Annotated in this window: 16 protein-coding genes; 15 read left to right on the top strand and 1 reads right to left on the bottom strand. The window is 35.7% G+C overall.

Features of this window, described 5'->3' with window-relative positions:
- Positions 1-848 precede the first annotated feature (848 nt).
- Positions 849-2,066 (bottom strand): nucleotidyltransferase, encoded by a 1,218-nt coding sequence (locus D2K62_RS03055; RefSeq protein ID WP_112180744.1) that lies wholly within the window; start codon positions 2,064-2,066, stop codon positions 849-851.
- A 135-nt stretch (positions 2,067-2,201) separates the two neighbouring features.
- Between D2K62_RS03055 and D2K62_RS03050 the strand changes: the two genes are divergently transcribed.
- From D2K62_RS03050 to spoVE, 15 genes are all read left to right on the top strand, one after another.
- The gene (locus tag D2K62_RS03050; RefSeq protein WP_112180745.1) at positions 2,202-2,723 is read left to right on the top strand and encodes a YceD family protein; all 522 of its coding nucleotides are present in this window, start codon (positions 2,202-2,204) and stop codon (positions 2,721-2,723) included.
- Positions 2,724-2,816: 93 nt separating this feature from the next.
- Positions 2,817-2,990 (top strand): 50S ribosomal protein L32, encoded by a 174-nt coding sequence (gene rpmF, locus D2K62_RS03045; protein WP_112180746.1) that lies wholly within the window; start codon positions 2,817-2,819, stop codon positions 2,988-2,990.
- A gap of 215 nt (positions 2,991-3,205) precedes the next feature.
- On the top strand, positions 3,206-3,682 hold the full coding sequence (locus D2K62_RS03040; RefSeq protein ID WP_112180747.1) for an RsfA family transcriptional regulator: 477 nt from the start codon (positions 3,206-3,208) through the stop codon (positions 3,680-3,682).
- Positions 3,683-3,956: 274 nt separating this feature from the next.
- Positions 3,957-4,346 carry a DUF3397 domain-containing protein gene (locus tag D2K62_RS03035; protein ID WP_117160890.1) on the top strand — a complete coding sequence of 130 codons (390 nt, stop codon included), beginning with the start codon at positions 3,957-3,959 and terminating at the stop codon, positions 4,344-4,346.
- A 71-nt stretch (positions 4,347-4,417) separates the two neighbouring features.
- The gene (gene bshC / locus D2K62_RS03030) at positions 4,418-6,043 is read left to right on the top strand and encodes a bacillithiol biosynthesis cysteine-adding enzyme BshC (RefSeq protein WP_117160889.1); all 1,626 of its coding nucleotides are present in this window, start codon (positions 4,418-4,420) and stop codon (positions 6,041-6,043) included.
- A 222-nt stretch (positions 6,044-6,265) separates the two neighbouring features.
- Positions 6,266-6,697, top strand: a complete 432-nt coding sequence (mraZ, locus tag D2K62_RS03025; RefSeq protein ID WP_112180750.1) for a division/cell wall cluster transcriptional repressor MraZ — start codon at positions 6,266-6,268, stop codon at positions 6,695-6,697.
- 63 nt (positions 6,698-6,760) lie between these two features.
- The gene (gene rsmH, locus D2K62_RS03020; RefSeq protein ID WP_117160888.1) at positions 6,761-7,741 is read left to right on the top strand and encodes a 16S rRNA (cytosine(1402)-N(4))-methyltransferase RsmH; all 981 of its coding nucleotides are present in this window, start codon (positions 6,761-6,763) and stop codon (positions 7,739-7,741) included.
- Positions 7,738-8,127, top strand: coding sequence for a cell division protein FtsL (gene ftsL / locus D2K62_RS03015; RefSeq protein WP_112180752.1), 390 nt, complete (start codon positions 7,738-7,740; stop codon positions 8,125-8,127). Before rsmH ends, ftsL begins: the two co-directional genes overlap by 4 nt.
- Positions 8,128-8,148: 21 nt before the next feature.
- On the top strand, positions 8,149-10,344 hold the full coding sequence (locus tag D2K62_RS03010; protein WP_369974618.1) for a penicillin-binding protein: 2,196 nt from the start codon (positions 8,149-8,151) through the stop codon (positions 10,342-10,344).
- Positions 10,345-10,443: 99 nt separating this feature from the next.
- Positions 10,444-12,363 (top strand): stage V sporulation protein D, encoded by a 1,920-nt coding sequence (locus tag D2K62_RS03005; protein WP_112180753.1) that lies wholly within the window; start codon positions 10,444-10,446, stop codon positions 12,361-12,363.
- Between the two features lie 114 nt (positions 12,364-12,477).
- Positions 12,478-13,959: a UDP-N-acetylmuramoyl-L-alanyl-D-glutamate--2,6-diaminopimelate ligase gene (locus tag D2K62_RS03000; protein ID WP_112180754.1), complete on the top strand. Its 1,482-nt coding sequence runs from the start codon at positions 12,478-12,480 to the stop codon at positions 13,957-13,959.
- A gap of 56 nt (positions 13,960-14,015) precedes the next feature.
- On the top strand, positions 14,016-15,374 hold the full coding sequence (locus tag D2K62_RS02995; RefSeq protein ID WP_117160887.1) for a UDP-N-acetylmuramoyl-tripeptide--D-alanyl-D-alanine ligase: 1,359 nt from the start codon (positions 14,016-14,018) through the stop codon (positions 15,372-15,374).
- Positions 15,375-15,422: 48 nt separating this feature from the next.
- A complete protein-coding gene (gene mraY / locus D2K62_RS02990) occupies positions 15,423-16,409 on the top strand; it encodes a phospho-N-acetylmuramoyl-pentapeptide-transferase (RefSeq protein ID WP_117160886.1) in 987 nt (328 codons plus the stop codon).
- Positions 16,406-17,761 carry a UDP-N-acetylmuramoyl-L-alanine--D-glutamate ligase gene (gene murD / locus D2K62_RS02985; protein ID WP_117160885.1) on the top strand — a complete coding sequence of 452 codons (1,356 nt, stop codon included), beginning with the start codon at positions 16,406-16,408 and terminating at the stop codon, positions 17,759-17,761. Before mraY ends, murD begins: the two co-directional genes overlap by 4 nt.
- A 94-nt stretch (positions 17,762-17,855) precedes the next feature.
- The gene (gene spoVE, locus D2K62_RS02980) at positions 17,856-18,965 is read left to right on the top strand and encodes a stage V sporulation protein E (protein WP_112180758.1); all 1,110 of its coding nucleotides are present in this window, start codon (positions 17,856-17,858) and stop codon (positions 18,963-18,965) included.
- The last annotated feature ends 982 nt before the right edge of the window (positions 18,966-19,947 follow it).

The following is a 19,947-nucleotide window of genomic DNA, read 5'->3' as shown; positions in this document are numbered from 1 at the left end:
TTGTATCGCATTTTCCATCAACTGAGACTTAATAGAATTTCCTGCCCCGCTCCTCAAGTGAAATTGACTCCCTTTCCGCAGGCACGGCTTCAGCTAACTCGAAAACTAAGAACGTTTCCGAGTGGATCTTCAGCCCGCGCTGTTCCTGCAGGAGTGTCGCCAATTTCACTTGATACGCTAGTTTATTACACAGTAATATTAGAGAGCATAAATTAATCACATGTCGAAAAGGTACGCTATCAAGCGAAGAAAGCAAATGGATGACACTCCTCGAAAATAAAAAACGATTTTCGTGCGATGTGAACTCTTAGAAGCATTCCTTGTCCTGTGGGAACAGCAAATGTTTTAGGGTGGGATGAGTAATCCCAATCCCACAAGTTGATGATCCACTCGGAAAGAGACTTTTGGACCTGCGATTACTCGCCACATCAAGATCGTTTGCTGACGAAGCGGGTAAGGATCTTATAATGGTGAAATGGAAATGTTAACACAAATTAGCGAAGGAAAAATGCGAGACTCCTATGGGAAAGGAACAGTCTGAAGACCCCGCAGTGAGCGTTTTTTGCTCACGAGGAGGCTGAAGCGTTCCCCATGGAAAGCGAGTGTTTTTCTGCAGCGACAGATTAACAAGGAATTATATAGCATAACCTTTATAATCTATGTCGTAGTTTCGTTCGTTCAAGTTCGTCAGTCAAAGCACTATGATACTTACGAAAGGGATACGAAGTCAACTTCAAATTTGTATTATGAGACTTTCTAGTTATGCTAAGACATATCTGCCACTTTTACTCTGCTAAAGTTGAGTAACAAGTAATTAAGTTTACGAAATAAGTTCATTTAAGAACATTTCATTTCATGTATGGTGGATTAAATTCTTGTTTACGCATTTGGTTGCGCATTGTTGCAGGTAATACCGTGTAATAGGCATCACTTGCTCGTTCATCTAATGCTAACATTTGTGATAAGTTACGACTTAATTGCGTCACAATTGGTACGAGACGTTCTTTCTTCGTGTTATTCAAATGAATCTTTCCTTGTTCCGACATACCAAGTAAACGAATGTAAGGAATAGACTGTTCAAATTGGATTTGTTTGATCTCATTCTTTGTTGTATGGGTTAAAATATGAACAAACATACGTTGTATACGCGTATTAGTAAAACGTTTTGTATGTAATGCTGTGAGCCATTGCTTGAAACTCGTTACTTCGTGGACGGTCTTTTTTAACCGATACTCCATCCCTTCATCTACACCTTGGATCATTTGCAACGCTTCTAAAGACATAGTGGCTACACGGTATTGTAGGAATGAAAAATAAGCTTCCCAGGTGTGCCAAATACCTGTTTGTTCCTTATAAGCTGTTAGATACTGTTGAGTACTTTCTGGTAAAGACTGTGACACGTCATCTGAAATGTCATGTCGATCTAATAAACCTTTCCGAATGCTCGTAGCACTAGCATATGGATGCTTAATAACTTGATCATGGTAATCACTTTGTACTCTTTTAATCGTGATAGCTTTAATTAATGGATTAATTTTGTGAATACTTTTTACGTAACTAAAGCCTAAAATGTTATTTGGTTTACTAAGATCAAGGCCATTCGTGTTGGTTGTTAAGCCGATTTTTTGAAAGGCTCTATTATTTGCTACAGGATAGGATTTTCCTAAGGACAACTCATTTTTAATAATAGCATTGAATTCGATTTTATTTTCTTCTAAAATTTGATATGCTTGATGAAAGGAATCTATATTTCCTTGTTCACTACCAAAACAAATAGACGAAACTTTTAGTTCGTTTAATAATGCAATTGCACCAGAAGCGAAATTGTCACTATGTTGTACTGCACTAGCATATGGTAATTCAATGACAATATCGACACCTTGATCAATTGCCATGCGGGCCCGCATAAACTTATCAACAATTGCAGGTTCGCCTCTTTGTAGAAAGTTTCCGCTCATACAGGCGATGACACATGTTGCATCTGTTTGTTCTTTTGCCTGCTTCACATGATATTGATGTCCGTAATGAAAGGGATTATACTCTACAATAATGCCACAAGCTTGCATAGATTTCACTCCTTCTGGATAGTATTGTACCATAGCAAGTAAGTAATAAAAAAATCACATCGAAGTGTAAAGAAAAAATGTTGACAAACAACCAATTTCCTTTTACAATAAACGATGTGCCTTGAGGTGATACAAATGAAAATTTCTATTCAAAAGATAATTCGTTCTGAAGTTATTCAATTTGACGAAAAAGTAGATATTTCGGAAATTGAAACGTGGAACAATGATATTAGAAGGATCGATCCTGTTTTAGTTAAGGGAAGTCTTACAGCACAAGGTGATCAGATAACGTGTCAAATGACACTAAAAGGTATGATGGTCCTACCATGTGCGAGAACATTAATCGATGTCGAATATCCATTTGAATTAGAAGCAACAGAACTTTTTTCTATTAGTCCTTATTACAATGAAGAGGATGATTCAGAAATTCATCCAGTTGATGGAGAATTACTTGACCTTGATCCTTATATCATGGAGAATGTGATATTGAAAATTCCTTTACGTGTTTTTGCTAGTGAGAAAGAATTAGAAGAACACGCGTTAACTTCAGGTAATGGATGGGAACTTGTTCTCGAAGAAAAAAAAGAGGAAACGATTGATCCTCGTATGAGAAAATTACAATTTCTATTAGATAAAGAAAACAAAGAAAATCAATAAGGTAAAGTGATTTAAACTAATGCCACTTCCTTGCCTTAATGTTTGATATAGTAAGGGAAGATTTTCGTTTCGTAAGTGAAGGAGGTGTAAGACATGGCTGTACCAAAAAGAAAAACGTCTAAAAAAGTTAAAAATCAACGTCGTACACATAAAAAATTACATGTACCGGGTATGATTGTATGTTCGAATTGTGGTGAACTTACTAAACCTCACCATGTTTGCAAAGCTTGCGGACAATATGACGGTAAACAAGTAGTAGAACAATAGAACGTTGAAAAGATGGCAGGGACTTCCTGTCATCTTTTTTTGTTTGTCAAATTCTATTGATAAACTATGTTGCTTTAACAACATAATAGGATACTGTTCTATTTGTTTTTAAAACGATGACATTTAAAATTCTGCTATTAAAATAGAAAGATTTGATTCTAGCACTCCTATTTTTTGCATATAGTAATAGCAAAAGTAATAGGAGGGGGAATAAAATGAGTACGACTAGACAAGATGCGTGGTCACAGGATGAAGATGCGCTTTTAGCGGAGACGGTATTACGCTATATACGTAATGGTAAAACACAATTAGAGGCATTTAAAGAAGTTGGTAAAAGGTTAGTTAGAACGCCAGCGGCATGTGGGTTTAGGTGGAATGCTTCGATACGAAAACAGTATCAACAAGCAATTGATTTAGCTAAAAAAGAAAGAAAAAAACAACCTCATGAGTCAATATATCTTCCGACAGAAATGAATCAGCATCTAACGTTAGAGGCCGCGATTTCTATCTTAGAAAAAGTAAAAGGTAATTATGATGCGATTGAACAAAAGCAAACTATTGATTATCAACAAGTTCATGACATAATAGATGAAAATAAAGCGTTAAAAAAACAACTAGAGAAATATGAAGAGGCTTTTAATGAAATGCAACGATTATGGGGAAATTTTGATAAACCTACTATTAAGTTATAGACCTTGTAGAAAGTTTGCAAGGCTTTTTATTTGCTAAAAAAGAGGAATCACTAGTTTGCACTAGACGGATAAATGACAATATTATATGCTAAGGTATGGAAATATAAATACAATGAGTGAACTGAGTGAATATAAATAGAGCTATTATCTTGACGCGTCTCTAAGATAAGTGTCATAATTAGCTCGGTTTAACTGGTATTTATAACTAGTTTGTTCTATAAAAAAACAAACGTGCATTCGAAGTGTAAAAATCAAAGTTAGTGGGTTGAATTAGATGTTGTCACACATCATTGCATACCTATTTGCAATTAGCATTACATTCCCTATATTAGTTACAGTTGGACTTTATTACATATTCAAAAGAATATATAAACATCCCAAAAAGGTATTGCATAGTAGCATTGCATATTCTACGCTATTTTACATTATTTCTGTTATGATTATGTTAAAACACTTATTCCAGTCATCTTATGTCGGTATAATCATTCTTTTTTTGTTAGTAGTATTGATGAGTTTTGTTATTTTACAGTGGAAATTCACGCATGAAGTTATTTTTAGACACGCTTTTAAATTGTTTTGGCGTTCTATGTTTCTTTTCTTTTTGGTTGCCTATGTCTTACTTGGATTAACAGGTATCATAATGGAACTTATTATCACCATGTAATACTATTTCAATCGTAATTACTTATAATCTAGCATAAATAGAAGAACCCATAACAGAAGGAGCAGGTACTTGTGTACATTAATCCCATAACATTAGCGCATAGTAAGTTATTAGAAGATTATTATCAACAAAAAGAAGAGATTATGCAACAATTTGATTATGATCCATTTATGGAAGAAACAATGAAACAACGTGTATTCGACTTACATAATCAAGCTTATGATCGAGATCGACTTGTTTCTGTATTAAAACACCTAAATAAAAAATGGCATGCAGATGAAGCTGTCTTTGCCAATATAGAACGTCTAAAAGATCCAACAAGTGTCACTGTTATTGGTGGTCAACAAGCAGGACTTTTAACAGGGCCTCTTTATACGATTCACAAAATGATTTCAATTATTGCCTTTGCTAAAAAGCAAGAAGACGAATTAGGGATTCCGGTCATTCCAGTATTTTGGATTGCAGGGGAAGATCATGATTTTGCGGAAATTAATCATATTATGGTAGCACAAGAACAAGGTAAAATGAGAAAACATAAAATTGCGCACTATGTGAAACAAAAGCAATCTATGTCACTATTACCGCTAGATAATCAACTGGCTAGTGATTGGTTAGAATCTCTTTTTAAAGAATTGGATGAAACAATACATACGAAAAGAATCTACAAACAAGTAAAACAGGCATTAAGCCATTCGGATACTTATGTTGACTTTTTCGCGGAAATTACGAGTGTACTATTTCAAGGAGAAGGGTTAGTGTTAATAGACTCTGGTAATCCGATGGTACGTCAATTAGAGAAAAAGCATTTTCAAGCGATGATTAAGCATCAACCAGAGATAAGCAAGGATGTATATCAAAGTTTGCAAACGACGAAAAAAAACGGTTATTCTATATCTGTTGATGTCAATGAGGAAGACGGTCACTTATTTTATCATTTAAATGGAGAGCGGATTTTACTAGTGAAAACGGATAAAGATAAGTGGTCTGGTAAAAATAAAGAATGTCAATTTACAACATCTGAATTAATAGAAATAGCTGAAAATAATCCTGAATTGTTGAGCAATAATGTGGTAACGAGACCATTGATGCAGGAGTGTTTATTCCCCACTCTTGCGTTTATGGCTGGACCAGGTGAATTAGGTTATTGGTCCATTTTAAAACCTGCATTTCATGCAATAGGGTACAAGATGCCACCAGTGTTACCAAGACTTTCATTCACGTTGCTGGATCGTAAGACAGAGAAAAAGATAAAGCAACATGGTATGGATGTTGGAGAAGTAATTCGAACAGGAGCGTTACAAGATAAATTAACTTGGCTAGGCTCTCAATTAAATCCGCCACTAGGTACGTTAGTTGAACAGGTGAAACAGTCGATAGATCATATTCACCAGCCTTTGCGAGATGTTGCGAAATCAATGGGACCAGATCTTGAGAATTTGGCAGATAAAAATTTGGAATATCTCTTACAAAGTATAGATTACTTACATGAATCTCTAGAAAAAAATGTGGTAGGAAGACACGATCAAACGATTGAAATGTTTGATAGGGTACATGTTACGTTGCATCCTAATAATGGTTTACAAGAAAGGTCATGGAATGCAGTTTCCTTCATAAACCAATTTGGAGAAAATTGGATTAGAGAGATAATTAATCAACCGTATACGTTTAGACACTTTCATTATTCTGTTACACTATGATCCCCACATCTTACCACTAAATAATAATGAAGCTGATAAAAAGGGCGCTAACCTCATGGTTAGCGCCCTTTTTTATCTGTGTATAAGTCTTACATTATTTACTAAACTAGCTCAAACCATCGCTAAAAGCCAATAAATCTAAAAGGAATGTTACTAAATTAAAAAAATGGTGGAGGATAGTGGGGGGTTGTGGTAAGATAGAAAAAAAGGTGGGCGATCTATATGTTTATGGGAGAATACAAACATAATATTGATACCAAGGGTCGCATTATTGTTCCTTCAAAATTCAGAGATGGGCTTGGTGAAACCTTTGTTGTTACGCGAGGTTTAGATCAATGTTTATTTGCTTATCCAATGACTGAATGGCGCCTTTTAGAAGAAAAGTTAAAAAAATTACCGTTAACAAAAAAAGATGCACGTGCCTTTACACGATTTTTCTTTTCTGGCGCAGTTGAATGTGAGGTAGATAAGCAGGGTAGAATAAATATTCCTGCAGCACTACGCAAATATGCTGTATTAGATAAAGAATGTGCCGTTATTGGTGTTTCGAATCGAGTAGAAATTTGGTCAGATCAAGCTTGGACAGGCTATGTTGAAGAGTCTGAAGAATCTTTTTCTGAAATTGCAGAAAATATGCTTGATATAGACTTTTAAAATTATAAATGTAATCTAAAACCTAGAAAATAGGATGTTTTACTAAAAGAAGAAGGTGGAAGAATGTTTGAACATGAAAGTGTGCTACAGCTACAAGCGGTAGAAGGATTGAATATACGCCCAAATGGTACATATGTTGATGGCACATTAGGGGCCGGTGGTCATGCTGAAAAAATAGTTGAAAAGCTAAATGACGAAGGCTTACTAGTAGCGTTTGATCAAGATCAGATTGCTTTAGAAGCAGCAAAAAAGAGATTAGCTGCACATGACAATAAAATGTTGTTTGTGCATTCGAATTTCAGATATTTACAAGATGTTTTGGCAGAACATCAAATTGATGAAGTAGATGGTATTCTATTTGATCTTGGTGTATCCTCTCCTCAATTAGATCAAAGTGAACGTGGCTTTAGTTATCAACATGATGCACCACTTGATATGAGAATGGATCAAACACAAACAACATCAGCTTATGAAGTTGTTAATACGTGGTCGTATGAAGCGCTAGTTCGGATCTTTTTTAAATATGGTGAAGAGAAGTTTTCCAAACAAGTTGCTCGTAAAATAGAAGCTGCAAGACAAACGAAACCAATTGAATCTACAGTTGAGCTTGCAGAGATCATTAAAGAGGGTATTCCTGCAGCTACCAGAAGAACTGGTGGCCATCCTGCAAAGCGTGTATTTCAAGCGATTCGTATTGCGGTAAATGACGAGTTACATGCTTTCTATGATGTTTTACATCAAGCAGCAGAGTCTGTATCTGTTGGTGGAAGAATTGCAGTCATTACTTTTCATTCGTTAGAAGACAGAATATGTAAGCAGGCTTTTAAGAAGTGGAGCTCTTTACCACCACTTCCTAGAAACATTCCAATTATACCGGAGACGAGTCAACCACCATTTAAACAAATTACGAAAAAGCCAATTGTGGCAGATGAAGAAGAACTAGATAACAATAGGCGGGCGCGTTCTGCAAAGTTACGTATCGTTGAAAAAGTAAAACCTTGGAATGATCAATTTTTCTTTAAAGAAGGGCGGGATCAGGCATGAGTGCTAGTGAAGCAAGAAATTGGCAACAAACAGCGGCTGAAAGAAGTGAACAAACCTACCGACAAACGGAAACAAAGAAACAAGTTAAGGTAGATGTTACGCAACGTTGGATAACACCAGGAGAAAAGTTTTTATATGTTATTTTTTCTTTGGCTACAGCAGCAACATTATTTTATGTTGTATCGTTTAGTACAAATTTAGACGCTTTAAATCGAGATATACAAAGCTTAGAAAGTACCGTGGAACAGCAAGAAACGATCAACGCTAATTTAACATATCAAGTAAAAGAATATAGTAATCCTGATCGCATTCTTCGTATTGCTAAAGAGAATGGATTGAAAATTCAAAACACAGAAGTAAAGCAAACAGCTACAATTTCTGAATAGACAGTAATGGGGTGATCAAAAGTGAAGAAAAATAAAACGACATCGACGATGGCAAACCTATTCATACTTATATTTGTCGTGATATTTTTAACACTATCTGGTCGCTTTTTATACATACAAGCAACTGGTGAAATTCAGGGAATAAATTTACAAGAATGGGCGGATGATCGTAGGACGAATAATTACGCAATAGAAGCAAACCGAGGAACGATTTATGATCGTAATGGCATGGATCTTGCGCAAGATCGGGCAACATATAGCTTATATGCGATTGTTGATGAGGCTTATTCTACAAACCTTGATAATCCCAAACATGTGGATAATGTAGATAAGACTGCAGAAGCATTAGCACCTTTGTTGGATATGGAAGTAGCAGAAGTTAAATCTGTTCTTCAAACGGGTATAGAAAATGATAAATTTCAAGTAGAATTTGGTGCAAATGGTAGTCAGTTAAGTCAAGAAGTGAAGTTGGATATTGAAGCACTCGATTTACCAGGAATAAATTTCGATGAAGAAGCAAAGCGTTATTATCCAAATGGTACTTTCGCTTCTCAGATAATCGGTCTTGCCCAAAAAAATGATGATTCAATTATTACTGGTATAACAGGTATTGAAGCGCAATTAGATGATTACTTACAAGGAACGAATGGTTCAATTTCGTATAAACGGGATAAATACAATACTAAATTACTAGACCCTGATGAAATTATTCAAGAAGAAGAAGATGGGGACAATGTTTACCTAACAATTGACCAAAAAATTCAAACATTCCTAGAGGATGCAATGTCACAAGTGGTAGAAGATTACAATCCTGCACGTATTACTGCCACAGTCATTGATCCAAAAACGGGAGAAATATTAGCGATGAGTAACAGGCCAAGTTATAATCCAAATGACCTTGAAAACGTTGAGAATTGGTATAATGATGTGGTATCGACGCCAATTGAACCTGGTTCTACTATGAAAGCTTTTACTTTAGCTGCAGCAATTGAAGAAGGCGTCTATAATGGTGATGAACTCTATGAATCTGGAAGTTATAAAATTGATGAAATTGAAAAACCAATTACAGATTATAATCAATCATGGGGTTTGATACCATTTGATGAGGGTATTCGACGATCTTCAAACGTTGCTGTGTCTAAGTTAGTCTGGGAGAAGATGGGAACAGAAACGTTTTTAGAATACTTAAATGCGTTTCATTTCGACCAAAATACGGGGATTGATTTACCTAGAGAGCAGGCAGGGACAATACTGTATAATTATACGATTGAGAAGTTAACCACTGCTTATGGTCAAGGCTCAACTGTTACGCCAATTCAACTCATTCAAGCAGCTACAGCACTAGCTAATGATGGTAATATGATGAAGCCATACGTGATATCAAAAATAACGGATAGTGAAACTGGCCAAATTGTTGAAGAAACAGAATCAGAGGTAGTAGGCAATCCGATATCTGAGGAGACGGCAAACCAAGTACTTGATATATTAGAAACAGTTGTAACCGAAGAAGATGGAACAGCCCATAATATTTATAATTTATCTGATTATTCTGTTGCTGGTAAAACAGGTACAGCACAACTTTCTCAGGGTGGATATTTAACTGGGGCTAATAATTATATCTTTTCCTTTTTAGGGATGGCACCGAAGGAAGATCCAGAGCTTATTATGTACATTACGGTACAACAGCCTGAACTAGAAGTAGGAGAAGCAGGGTCTGCTCCTGTTTCTTACATTTTTAAAAATGTTATGGAGAATAGTTTACATTACTTAAATATTCAACCTGATAAAGAAGAACAAGAAACTGTTGCAACTTATACATTTCCAGAAGTTATAGGAGAATCTGTAGACGAAGTCAAAGCAAATTTAGAAGAAAACGATCTGAAAGTTACCATGATTGGTAATGGCGAGTCGGTTACAGCTTCATCTGTTACATCTGGCGAGAAAGTGGTATCTGGTGAACATATCTTGTTAGTTACAGATAATCCAACGATGCCAAACATTACTGGTTGGTCATTGCGCAATGTTATCGAGTTAGGTGAATTAGTTGATCTGGATTTAGAATATATAGGAAGTGGTTACGCCACCTCTCAAAGTGTCAAAATTGGATCAGATATAGGGGAAAACACCTATATGATGGTTGAATTTTCGCCACCTGAGAATACTGAAGAAGAGTCAGAAGATGAGTCAGAAGAAGAAACAACATCAGAAAATGATTAATTAGAGTGAAGCATTCAAAGTGATGCAGTGTTCTATTCGTTTAACATTTACATATACTAGATACAACTTTACTTGGATAATGTGAGGAGTTATTAAGCCATGAAACGTGTATCAAATGTAACGATGCGAAAACGAATTGTCACTGTATTTCTTTTTGCTTTTCTTTTGTTTTTAGTAATAACGATTCGCTTGGGTTATGTTCAGTTCATAATGGGTGACGAGCTGATGGATAAAGCGGAAGCTTCATGGAGTAGGGACATTGATTTTGAAGCTGAGCGTGGTCAAATCTTGGACAAGAATGGCTTAGTGTTAGCAGAAAATGTTACAGCCCCTACGATTATGGTTGTTCCGAGACAAATCAAAGATTCAGAAAGAGCTGCAACATTACTAAGCAATATCTTAGAAATATCGGAAGAAGACATGTTATTAGAATTAACGAAAAACACGAGTATCGTGCGATTTAACGCCGGAAGAAAGGTTACAGAAGAACAAGCAGAGGCGGTTCAAACGCTAGCTTTAGATGGGGTTTACGTTGCTAAAGATACGAAACGATATTATCCCAATGGCGATTATCTTTCACATGTGTTAGGTTTTAGTGGAATAGATAATCAAGGGTTAATGGGACTAGAGTTATATTATGATGAAGAGCTCAGCGGAGAAAAAGGAAGTCTATCATTCTATTCTGATGCTAAAGGTCAACGATTACCCAGTTTAGCAGATACGTATCAAGCGCCAACTGATGGTTTGGATATGAAATTGTCTATTGATGCGAAAGTTCAAACAATTATAGAAAGAGAGCTGGATCAAGCGGAAGCAACGTATAATCCAGATGGCGCATTAGCGATAGCAGTTGATCCTGATACAGGTGGTATTCTTGCAATGGCTTCAAGGCCTAATTTTGATCCAGAAGATTATCAATCTGTAGATGCAGATATTTATAATCGAAATTTACCAATTTGGAGCACATATGAACCTGGTTCCACCTTTAAAATTATCACATTAGCTGCAGCGTTGGAAGAAGAAGTTGTTGATTTAGAGGAAGATGAATTTTTTGATGATGGAAGTATGGAAGTAGGCGGTGCGACATTACACTGTTGGAAAAGTGGTGGTCATGGCCAACAAACTTACTTAGAAGTTGTCCAAAATTCATGTAACCCTGGTTTTATTTCTTTAGGTCAAAAAATTGGTAAAGAAAAACTGTTTTCCTATATAGATGATTTTGGTTTTGGACAAAAGACTGGCGTTGATTTATTTGGTGAAGAGAATGGGATATTATTTAACTTAGATCAAGTAGGACCTGTTGAACTAGCTACTACTTCATTTGGTCAAGGTGTATCAGTAACGCCAATTCAACAAGTTATGGCGGTCTCAGCAGCAGTAAACGGTGGATATTTATATGAACCATATGTTGCTGCAGAATGGTTGGATCCAGTAACAGGTGAAAGTGTGGAAACAGTTGAACCTACCTTGAAAAGACAGGTAATTTCAAATGAAACTTCTATCCAAATACGTGAGGCTTTAGAAAGTGTTGTGGCAAAAGGAACTGGTAGAGGTGCTTATGTAGAAGGATATCGAGTAGGTGGTAAAACAGGAACTGCCCAAAAAGTTGGAGAAGATGGACAGTATATGGCGGATAATCATATCGTTTCTTTTATTGGATTCGCTCCTGCTAATGACCCAGAAATTGTTGTCTATTTAGCTATCGACAACCCGAAGGACACTGTTCAATTTGGTGGAGTGGTAGCTGCTCCAATTGTTGGAAATATAATGGAGGATAGTCTACGTGCTATGGGCGTACCTACAACTACAGAAGGTTTAGAGAAAGAATATCAGTGGCCAGATCAACCGTTAGTTGAGGTGCCAGATTTAATTGGCGTGTCTCGTAATGAATTACAAGAATACTTAATTAATCTTTCGATAGAAGCATCGGGTGAAGGAGATAAAGTAATTGAGCAGGATCCGGCAGCCGGAACGAAATTAGAAGAAGGAGAAACAGTTCGTCTATACTTTTCTGATTAAAAATAGATACGATTAATCATGAAGATTAAGACTAAATTTGTTATACTAAAGAAGTTGTGAAGAAAACTATAAATAACTTATAAATAATCAGTAAAGATAGTAAGGGTGAAAGCGATGAAAAAACTACAAGAAGTTCTAGACATTATTCCTGTATACCAATTGAATCAGACATTAGATAATATAAATATAAACGGTGTAACAATCGATTCTAGAGAAGTACAAAAAGGTAACTTATTTATTTGTATTGATGGCTATACAGTTGATGGACACAATTTTGCTAAACAGGCTGAAGCGAATGGTGCTCATGCAATAGTAGCTGAAAAACCGTTAGATGGAATCAACATTCCAGTTATATATGTTCGTGATACGATTAAAGCTGTCGGACTTTTAGCTAATAGCTATTATGATAATCCGACACAAGCGCTACAACTTATTGGTATTACTGGTACGAATGGAAAGACAAGTGTTACGTATCTCTTAGATGCAATTTTTCAAAAAAACCAACAAAAAACAGGAGTAATTGGAACGATTCAGATGAAAATAGGAGAAAGAAAAGTTCCTGTTGCAAACACAACACCTGAAGCTTCCTTTTTACAAAAAGGTTTTAAAGAGATGATAGATAGTGGAGTAGAAACAGCTATTATGGAAGTGTCCTCACACGCTTTAGAAATGGGAAGAGTTAATGGGTGTGATTTTAATATTGCAGTCTATACGAATTTATCACAAGACCATTTGGATTATCATGATAGTATGGAGAGTTATTTTCAAGCTAAGAGTCGCCTATTTCAACAATTGGGAAACCGATATGATCCAAAAAAACCTAAATATGCCGTAATTAATCAAGATGATGAGTATAGTGAAAAGTTTATCAATGCGACAACACAGCCTGTAGTTACGTATGGTATAGACAATGAAGCGGATGTCCGTGCAACGAACCTAGAATTAAATGCAAACGGTACGTCCTTTGAACTGGTTACTTATAAAGGGAACATAGCTATTTCTAGTAAGTTAATGGGTAAATTCAGTATATATAATATGCTGGCGGCTGTAGCTACCGCTTTATTATCCAACATTCCTTTAAAGATAATTAAAGAGGCATTAGAAGAAACAGCAGGTGTAAGTGGCAGATTTGAACCTGTTCAAATTGGTCAAACATATGGTGTAGTTGTTGATTATGCACATACGCCGGATTCACTTGAAAATGTATTGCAGACTATGCGAGGGTTTGCAGAAGGTGATATCTATGTTGTGGTTGGTTGCGGCGGTGATCGTGATAAAACAAAACGTCCTTTAATGGCGAATATAGCTGTTAATTATGCTACCCATGCGATTTTCACTTCTGACAATCCACGTTCTGAAGACCCTTCCGTAATCATTGAAGATATGATTAGAGGAATCGATATGAATAATTACGACGTTATTATCGATCGCAAAGAAGCTATAGAAAAAAGTATTGCTTTGGCCAAAAGAAATGATATGATATTAATTGCTGGAAAAGGCCATGAAACATATCAAATTATTGGTCCACAAACGTTAGACTTTGATGATAGAAAAGTTGCTAAACATGCAATAGAAAAACGTTTAAAACAAGAATAAGTGCTTTTATAACAAATGTAAGAGGTTGTATTACTGTTTAATGAGGAGTTATCACTATGTTATTTACCTTACCTTTTCTAAAGGGATTGTTTCCTGATACAAAGGGGGCCATTCATGATCAATTTATAATCAATCAAGTTACAACAGATAGTAGAAAACCAATGTCACATGCATTGTTTGTGCCTTTAGTAGGAGACAAATTTGATGGGCATGCCTATATGAATCAAGCAATTGAACAAGGCGCAGTTGCTACTATATGGGAAAAAGACAAACCGTTGCCGAAGTTTTTGCCAACGGATTTTCCTGTGTTCTTTGTTAAAGATACACTAATTGCGCTACAACAATTAGCACAGGCATATCGGCTAAAGATAAATCCAACAGTTATAGGCGTAACTGGGTCGAACGGTAAAACGACGACGAAAGATTTAATCGCAACTGTTTTGTCAAGCCGCTATCGTACACATTATACCAATGGTAATTTTAATAATCATATCGGTTTACCTTTAACAATCCTTTCAATGCCAAATGATACCGAAATGCTTGTATTAGAAATGGGAATGAATCATTTTGGAGAAATGGAACGTCTATCTAACATTTCAGAACCTGATATTGCAGTAATTACAAATATTGGAGAATCACATATTGAGTATCTAGGCTCAAGAGCTGGTATAGCAAAAGCGAAGGCTGAAATATTAAGTGGGTTAAAAGTTGATGGTACACTATTAATTGATGGAGATGAACCATTATTATTGCCGTACAGTGAACAAGTTGATACAACTAAAATAGGGTTTGATCTTTCAAATGATATCGTAATAGATCAATTTAACATGCATCCGTTACATTCATCTTTTCGATTAATGGCCAAGGATACATATGAAATCCCGTTATTGGGAAAGCACCATGCCCAGAATGCTGCATTCGCAATTCAAATAGCAGTAAAACTCGGTATGGAGTGCAAGGAAATCCAACAAGCACTTTTAGAAGTTGATCGAACAGGCATGCGTTTTGAAGTAATGAATGGTAGGGGTGGGGTAACGTTAATTAATGATGCATATAATGCCTCTCCAACATCTATGAAGGCTGCTATTAACGTAGTGAAAGAAATTACAGGATACGAAAGAAAAATTGTCGTCTTAGGCGATATGTTTGAACTAGGTAATGCTTCAAAAGAATTCCATCGTTCAATTGCAGATGTACTATCTCTGCCAATCGAGTATGTATGTACAATTGGAGAGGATGCTATTGAAATAAGTAAGGCAGTTAATAAACAAAATCCGTTGATTCATACAAAACACTTTGCGAATAAAGAAGAGGCAATTACTTTTTTAGAGGCGTATTTAGACGAACAAACATTAATTTTAGTGAAAGCTTCAAGAGGCATGCAATTAGAAACAATTATTGATCGACTATTATAAAATTTCAAAAACAATGGGCGGTTTGACTAAAAGAGGAGGAAATAGATCATGAATGAATATATATTAATAATTACGATGAGTATTGCGTTTTTAATTACCGTCCTATTATCACCAATTTTCATACCACTTTTACGTCGGTTAAAGTTTGGTCAGAGTATACGTGAAGAAGGACCAAAGTCGCATATGAAAAAGACGGGAACACCTACAATGGGTGGGGTTGTGATTGTTTTAAGTGTTGCAATTACAACACTGATCATTACCAGCAAATTTAATGCTAGTTCAATAAATTCAGAAACAATGCTACTTATCCTGGTGTTAGTAGGGTATGGTATCCTTGGTTTTTTAGATGATTTTATCAAAGTAGTATTAAAAAGAAATCTTGGTCTGACATCAAAACAAAAAATGTTCGGACAAGTGCTAATTGCGGCTATTTTTTATGTCGTATTATTCATACAGGACTTTCCTACATATATTTCAATTCCAGGTACGAGTGTACAGTTTGATTTAGGATGGGGATATGCGGTCTTTGTTATACTAATGATTGTTGGAGCATCTAATGCAGTTAACTTAACGGATGGTCTTGATGGACTTGTCGCAGGAACAGCAACGATTGCATTTGGTGCTTTTGGCATTTTAGCGTGGTATGGTATACCTCAATTTGAAGTGACGATTTTCTCTTTAGCGATAGTTGGAGCTTTATTAGGTTTCTTAGTATTTAATGCACATCCAGCTAAAGTATTTATGGGTGATACTGGTTCGTTGGCATTAGGTGGAGCGATAGCTGCTATAGCTATCTTAACGAAAATGGAATTAATGCTTGTTATTATCGGTGGTGTGTTTGTGCTTGAAACACTATCTGTTATTATTCAAGTCATTTCTTTTAAAACAACAGGAAAACGAGTATTTAAAATGAGTCCGTTGCACCATCACTATGAATTAAAAGGTTGGTCAGAATGGCGCGTTGTCACAACCTTTTGGCTTGTTGGACTTTTATGTGCTGCGTTAGGAATTTATATTGAGGTGTGGTTAACATGAATAAACTAAAGAACTTCCCATATCAAAATGTCTTAGTACTTGGTTTAGCTAAGAGTGGCACGGCGGCTTGTAAAGTTTTAGTGAAAAATGGTTGTACGGTCCGAGCGAATGACTTAAAAGTAAAGGAAACAAGTGATCCAGTCATAGCTGAATTAAATAAGTTAGGTATTGAGGTGACCACTGGTTCACACCCATTAAAATTGTTAGATGAAATAGACGTTGTAGTGAAAAACCCTGGTATTCCTTATGAAAATGAACTTTTAATAGAAGCTGAAGTAAAAGGGATACCTATTATTACAGAAATTGAGCTTATTCATTATCTTATTACAGCGCCATATATAGGGATAACAGGTTCAAATGGTAAAACAACAACAACTACATTAATTCATGAGATGTTAGAAAAAAGTAATAAAAGAAGCAAATTAGCAGGCAATATAGGTAAGGTTGCAGTTGAAATAGCTGAAAATCTAAAAGAAGAGGAAACAATGGTTGTTGAACTATCATCCTTTCAATTAATGGGAACCCAAGAATTTCAGCCACATATAGCAGTAATGTTGAATTTGTTTCAGGCGCATTTGGATTATCATAAAACTTTTCATAATTATAAAGATGCTAAGGCACGTATCTTTGCGAATCAAACAGAGAAAGATTACTTTGTTTACAATGCAGAAGATGGTGAGATTGCTACATTAATTGATCATGTTGTTGCAACTAAGGTGCCATTTAGTATTCATGAAAAAGGACTTACAAATGGTGCATGGTGTGATGAGACCTATGTTTATTTTAGGGATAAACGCATTATTGCAAAAGAAAATATTCGCTTAGTTGGTGATCACAATTTAGAAAATGTCTTAGCTGCAGTAGCTGCAAGCATGCTATCTGGTGCGACCAAAGAAGGAATTAACGAAGTTTTAACAACTTTTCCAGGTGTCAAACATAGAACGCAATATGTAGAACAAATCAATGGCAGACTATTTTATAATGATTCAAAAGCTACTAATATTTTAGCGACTTCAAAAGCATTAGACTCTTTTGAACAACCGGTTATTTTATTAGCTGGTGGTTTGGATCGTGGAAATGATTTTGACGCGTTAATTCCGTACTTAACAAATGTAAAAGCAATGATCTTATTTGGTGAGACAGCTATTAAGTTAAATGAAACAGGGCAGCAAGCAGGTATAGAAGATATCGTGTTTGCTGACAATATGGCCCAAGCAGTGGATTTAGCATTCGAACTTTCAGACGAAAAGGATATCATTCTGTTGTCGCCAGCTTGTGCAAGTTGGGATCAATATCGAACTTTTGAAGAAAGAGGAGACATGTTTATAGAAGCTGTGCATACATTAAAATAAGGGCTTGTACTAAGAGCCTCACCTTCCATATTAATCGGAAGGTGAGGCTTTTGTATTCTTATTTTACATGTAAATGGAAATGGGGTCATGTTAGGTGGAAAGTAGACAAAAGACACAGCTGCGTCCTGATTACCTTTTGATTATCACCATATTAGCACTTTTATTAATAGGAGTTGTTATGGTATATAGTGCATCAGCAATTTGGGCTGATTATAAATTTAACGATTCCCTTTATTTTGCTAAGCGTCAACTTCTATTTGCGACAGTCGGCTTAGTGGCTATGTTTAGTGTAGCACGTGTACCATACCAAGTATGGCGGACCTATTCAAAAGTTATTTTAGTTATTTGTTTTGTTTTATTGATAGCAGTATTAATTCCTGGAGTTGGCTTAGTTCGTGGTGGAGCAAGGAGTTGGATTGGTATAGGTGCCTTTAGTATTCAACCTGCTGAATTCATGAAGTTAGGTCTCGTTATTTTCTTAGCAACTTATCTAGCCGAAAAACAGCGATATATTACATCCTTCAAAGAGGGCTTCTTGCCATTGTTGTTATTAATATTTACAAGTTTTGGACTTATTATGCTCCAACCAGATTTGGGTACGGGTATGATTGTTATCCTAACCTGTTTTGTGCTCTTATTTGTGGCGGGAGCTAGAATTAGCCACTTCGTAGGCCTAGGAGTTTTAGGAGTGATCGGTTTTGCAGGTTTAATTATTTCGGCGCCATATCGAATCAATCGGATTACAGCTTTTCTAAATCCTTGGGAAGACCCACTAGGAAATGGGTTTCAAATTATTCAATCGCTCTATGCAATTGGACCAGGTGGTCTCTTAGGAATGGGCTTTGGAAATAGCCTACAAAAGTTTTTTTATCTACCTGAACCACACAATGATTTTATTTTCGCTATATTAGCTGAGGAACTTGGTTTTATCGGTGCTTTAATACTTATAAGTCTATTCTTTATGTTGTTTTGGAGAGGTACTAAAATAGGTTTAGCTGCACCTGATAAATTCGGTATGTTACTTGGGTTAGGTATAACAGTTATGATTGCGTTGCAAGTAATTATCAACATGAGTGTCGTAATTGGTTTAATTCCAGTAACAGGAATTACATTGCCTTTCTTAAGTTATGGTGGTTCTTCTCTTACATTAACATTGGCTGCCATGGGCATTATTATAAATGTCAGTAAATATAGTAATGAATAAATAGTATATACTCAATTTCGCAAAGTGAAATTGGCAAATAAGTCTTGATATAATTAATAAGACTTGCAAAGGTAAAGTTGACTTCGTACTCCTTTCATAAGCAGCATGGTGCTTTGACTGACGAACTTAAGAGATGCTATGACGTAACATTTGTATAAATTAAAAAATAGATTACTTTAGACACGCTACGTAAGCAAATGGTCTCCCTTTCCGCAGGCACGGCTTCAGCTAACTCGGAAACTAAGTACGTTTCCGAGTGGATCTTCAGCCCGTGCTGTTCCTGCTGGAGAGTCGACCATTTGCTTCCTCCGCTGGTTTGTAGCAATAAAAAAATGCAGAAATGGCGAATCTATTTTATTGGCAACTAATATAAAAAGAGTGATTACAGAGATTCCAATTATTAATAAAATAACTATTTATTTTCTGGGAATCTCGACCACCTCAGTCGCTAATTTAGTTACCAGCCCAATTAACAAAATATTGTTTATTACTTGTAATTGCCTACAAACAAATGAAGTATATTAGCGAAGATTGCAAATGGTTGTGCCCACGGAAAGGAAGACCAATTGCTACCGTAGCATGGTAGCAATCAGTAAATTATTTTGGTAGCCGGTAACAATGTTACCTCGCAGTTGATGATAATTCCTACTCAAGGAACGTTATGTCAGAGTGTATGAATGTTTGTAATATTACAGTCTTTTAGAAAGCAGCTCTGTTAAAAGATTGTCAATAATATAGCAACTATATGCGAAACTTAAAACATACAATGATGTGCACTTATTTTTTTGTGAGAAAGTTGAGTTGTATAATTATTTATACTTTATATATTCTAATTAAAAAGCTTATCTTACACAAAAAGATGAGCTTTTTTGATTGAGTAAATTTTGATAGAAACAATATGTTGTCATAAAATCCTTCAAACTTGCGTAAAAAGATGAATTTTGTAGAAAAATCCATCTTTTGGATCAGAAAATCTTACAAC

Origin of the sequence: Paraliobacillus sp. X-1268 (genome assembly GCF_003426095.1) — a bacterium.
GTDB classification, from domain to species: domain Bacteria; phylum Bacillota; class Bacilli; order Bacillales; family Amphibacillaceae; genus Paraliobacillus_A; species Paraliobacillus_A zengyii.
The sequence above is the reverse complement of the archived record's forward strand: the minus strand, read 5'-3'. Positions and strand labels throughout refer to the sequence as shown.

Coding starts and splice junctions, on each gene's coding strand:
- D2K62_RS03055 (WP_112180744.1), bottom strand. CDS start 2,066: ATGCAAGCTTGTGGCATTATTGTAGAGTATAATCCCTTTCATTACGGA.
- D2K62_RS03050 (WP_112180745.1), top strand. CDS start 2,202: ATGAAAATTTCTATTCAAAAGATAATTCGTTCTGAAGTTATTCAATTT.
- rpmF (WP_112180746.1), top strand. CDS start 2,817: ATGGCTGTACCAAAAAGAAAAACGTCTAAAAAAGTTAAAAATCAACGT.
- D2K62_RS03040 (WP_112180747.1), top strand. CDS start 3,206: ATGAGTACGACTAGACAAGATGCGTGGTCACAGGATGAAGATGCGCTT.
- D2K62_RS03035 (WP_117160890.1), top strand. CDS start 3,957: ATGTTGTCACACATCATTGCATACCTATTTGCAATTAGCATTACATTC.
- mraZ (WP_112180750.1), top strand. CDS start 6,266: ATGTTTATGGGAGAATACAAACATAATATTGATACCAAGGGTCGCATT.
- rsmH (WP_117160888.1), top strand. CDS start 6,761: ATGTTTGAACATGAAAGTGTGCTACAGCTACAAGCGGTAGAAGGATTG.
- ftsL (WP_112180752.1), top strand. CDS start 7,738: ATGAGTGCTAGTGAAGCAAGAAATTGGCAACAAACAGCGGCTGAAAGA.
- D2K62_RS03005 (WP_112180753.1), top strand. CDS start 10,444: ATGAAACGTGTATCAAATGTAACGATGCGAAAACGAATTGTCACTGTA.
- D2K62_RS03000 (WP_112180754.1), top strand. CDS start 12,478: ATGAAAAAACTACAAGAAGTTCTAGACATTATTCCTGTATACCAATTG.
- D2K62_RS02995 (WP_117160887.1), top strand. CDS start 14,016: ATGTTATTTACCTTACCTTTTCTAAAGGGATTGTTTCCTGATACAAAG.
- mraY (WP_117160886.1), top strand. CDS start 15,423: ATGAATGAATATATATTAATAATTACGATGAGTATTGCGTTTTTAATT.
- murD (WP_117160885.1), top strand. CDS start 16,406: ATGAATAAACTAAAGAACTTCCCATATCAAAATGTCTTAGTACTTGGT.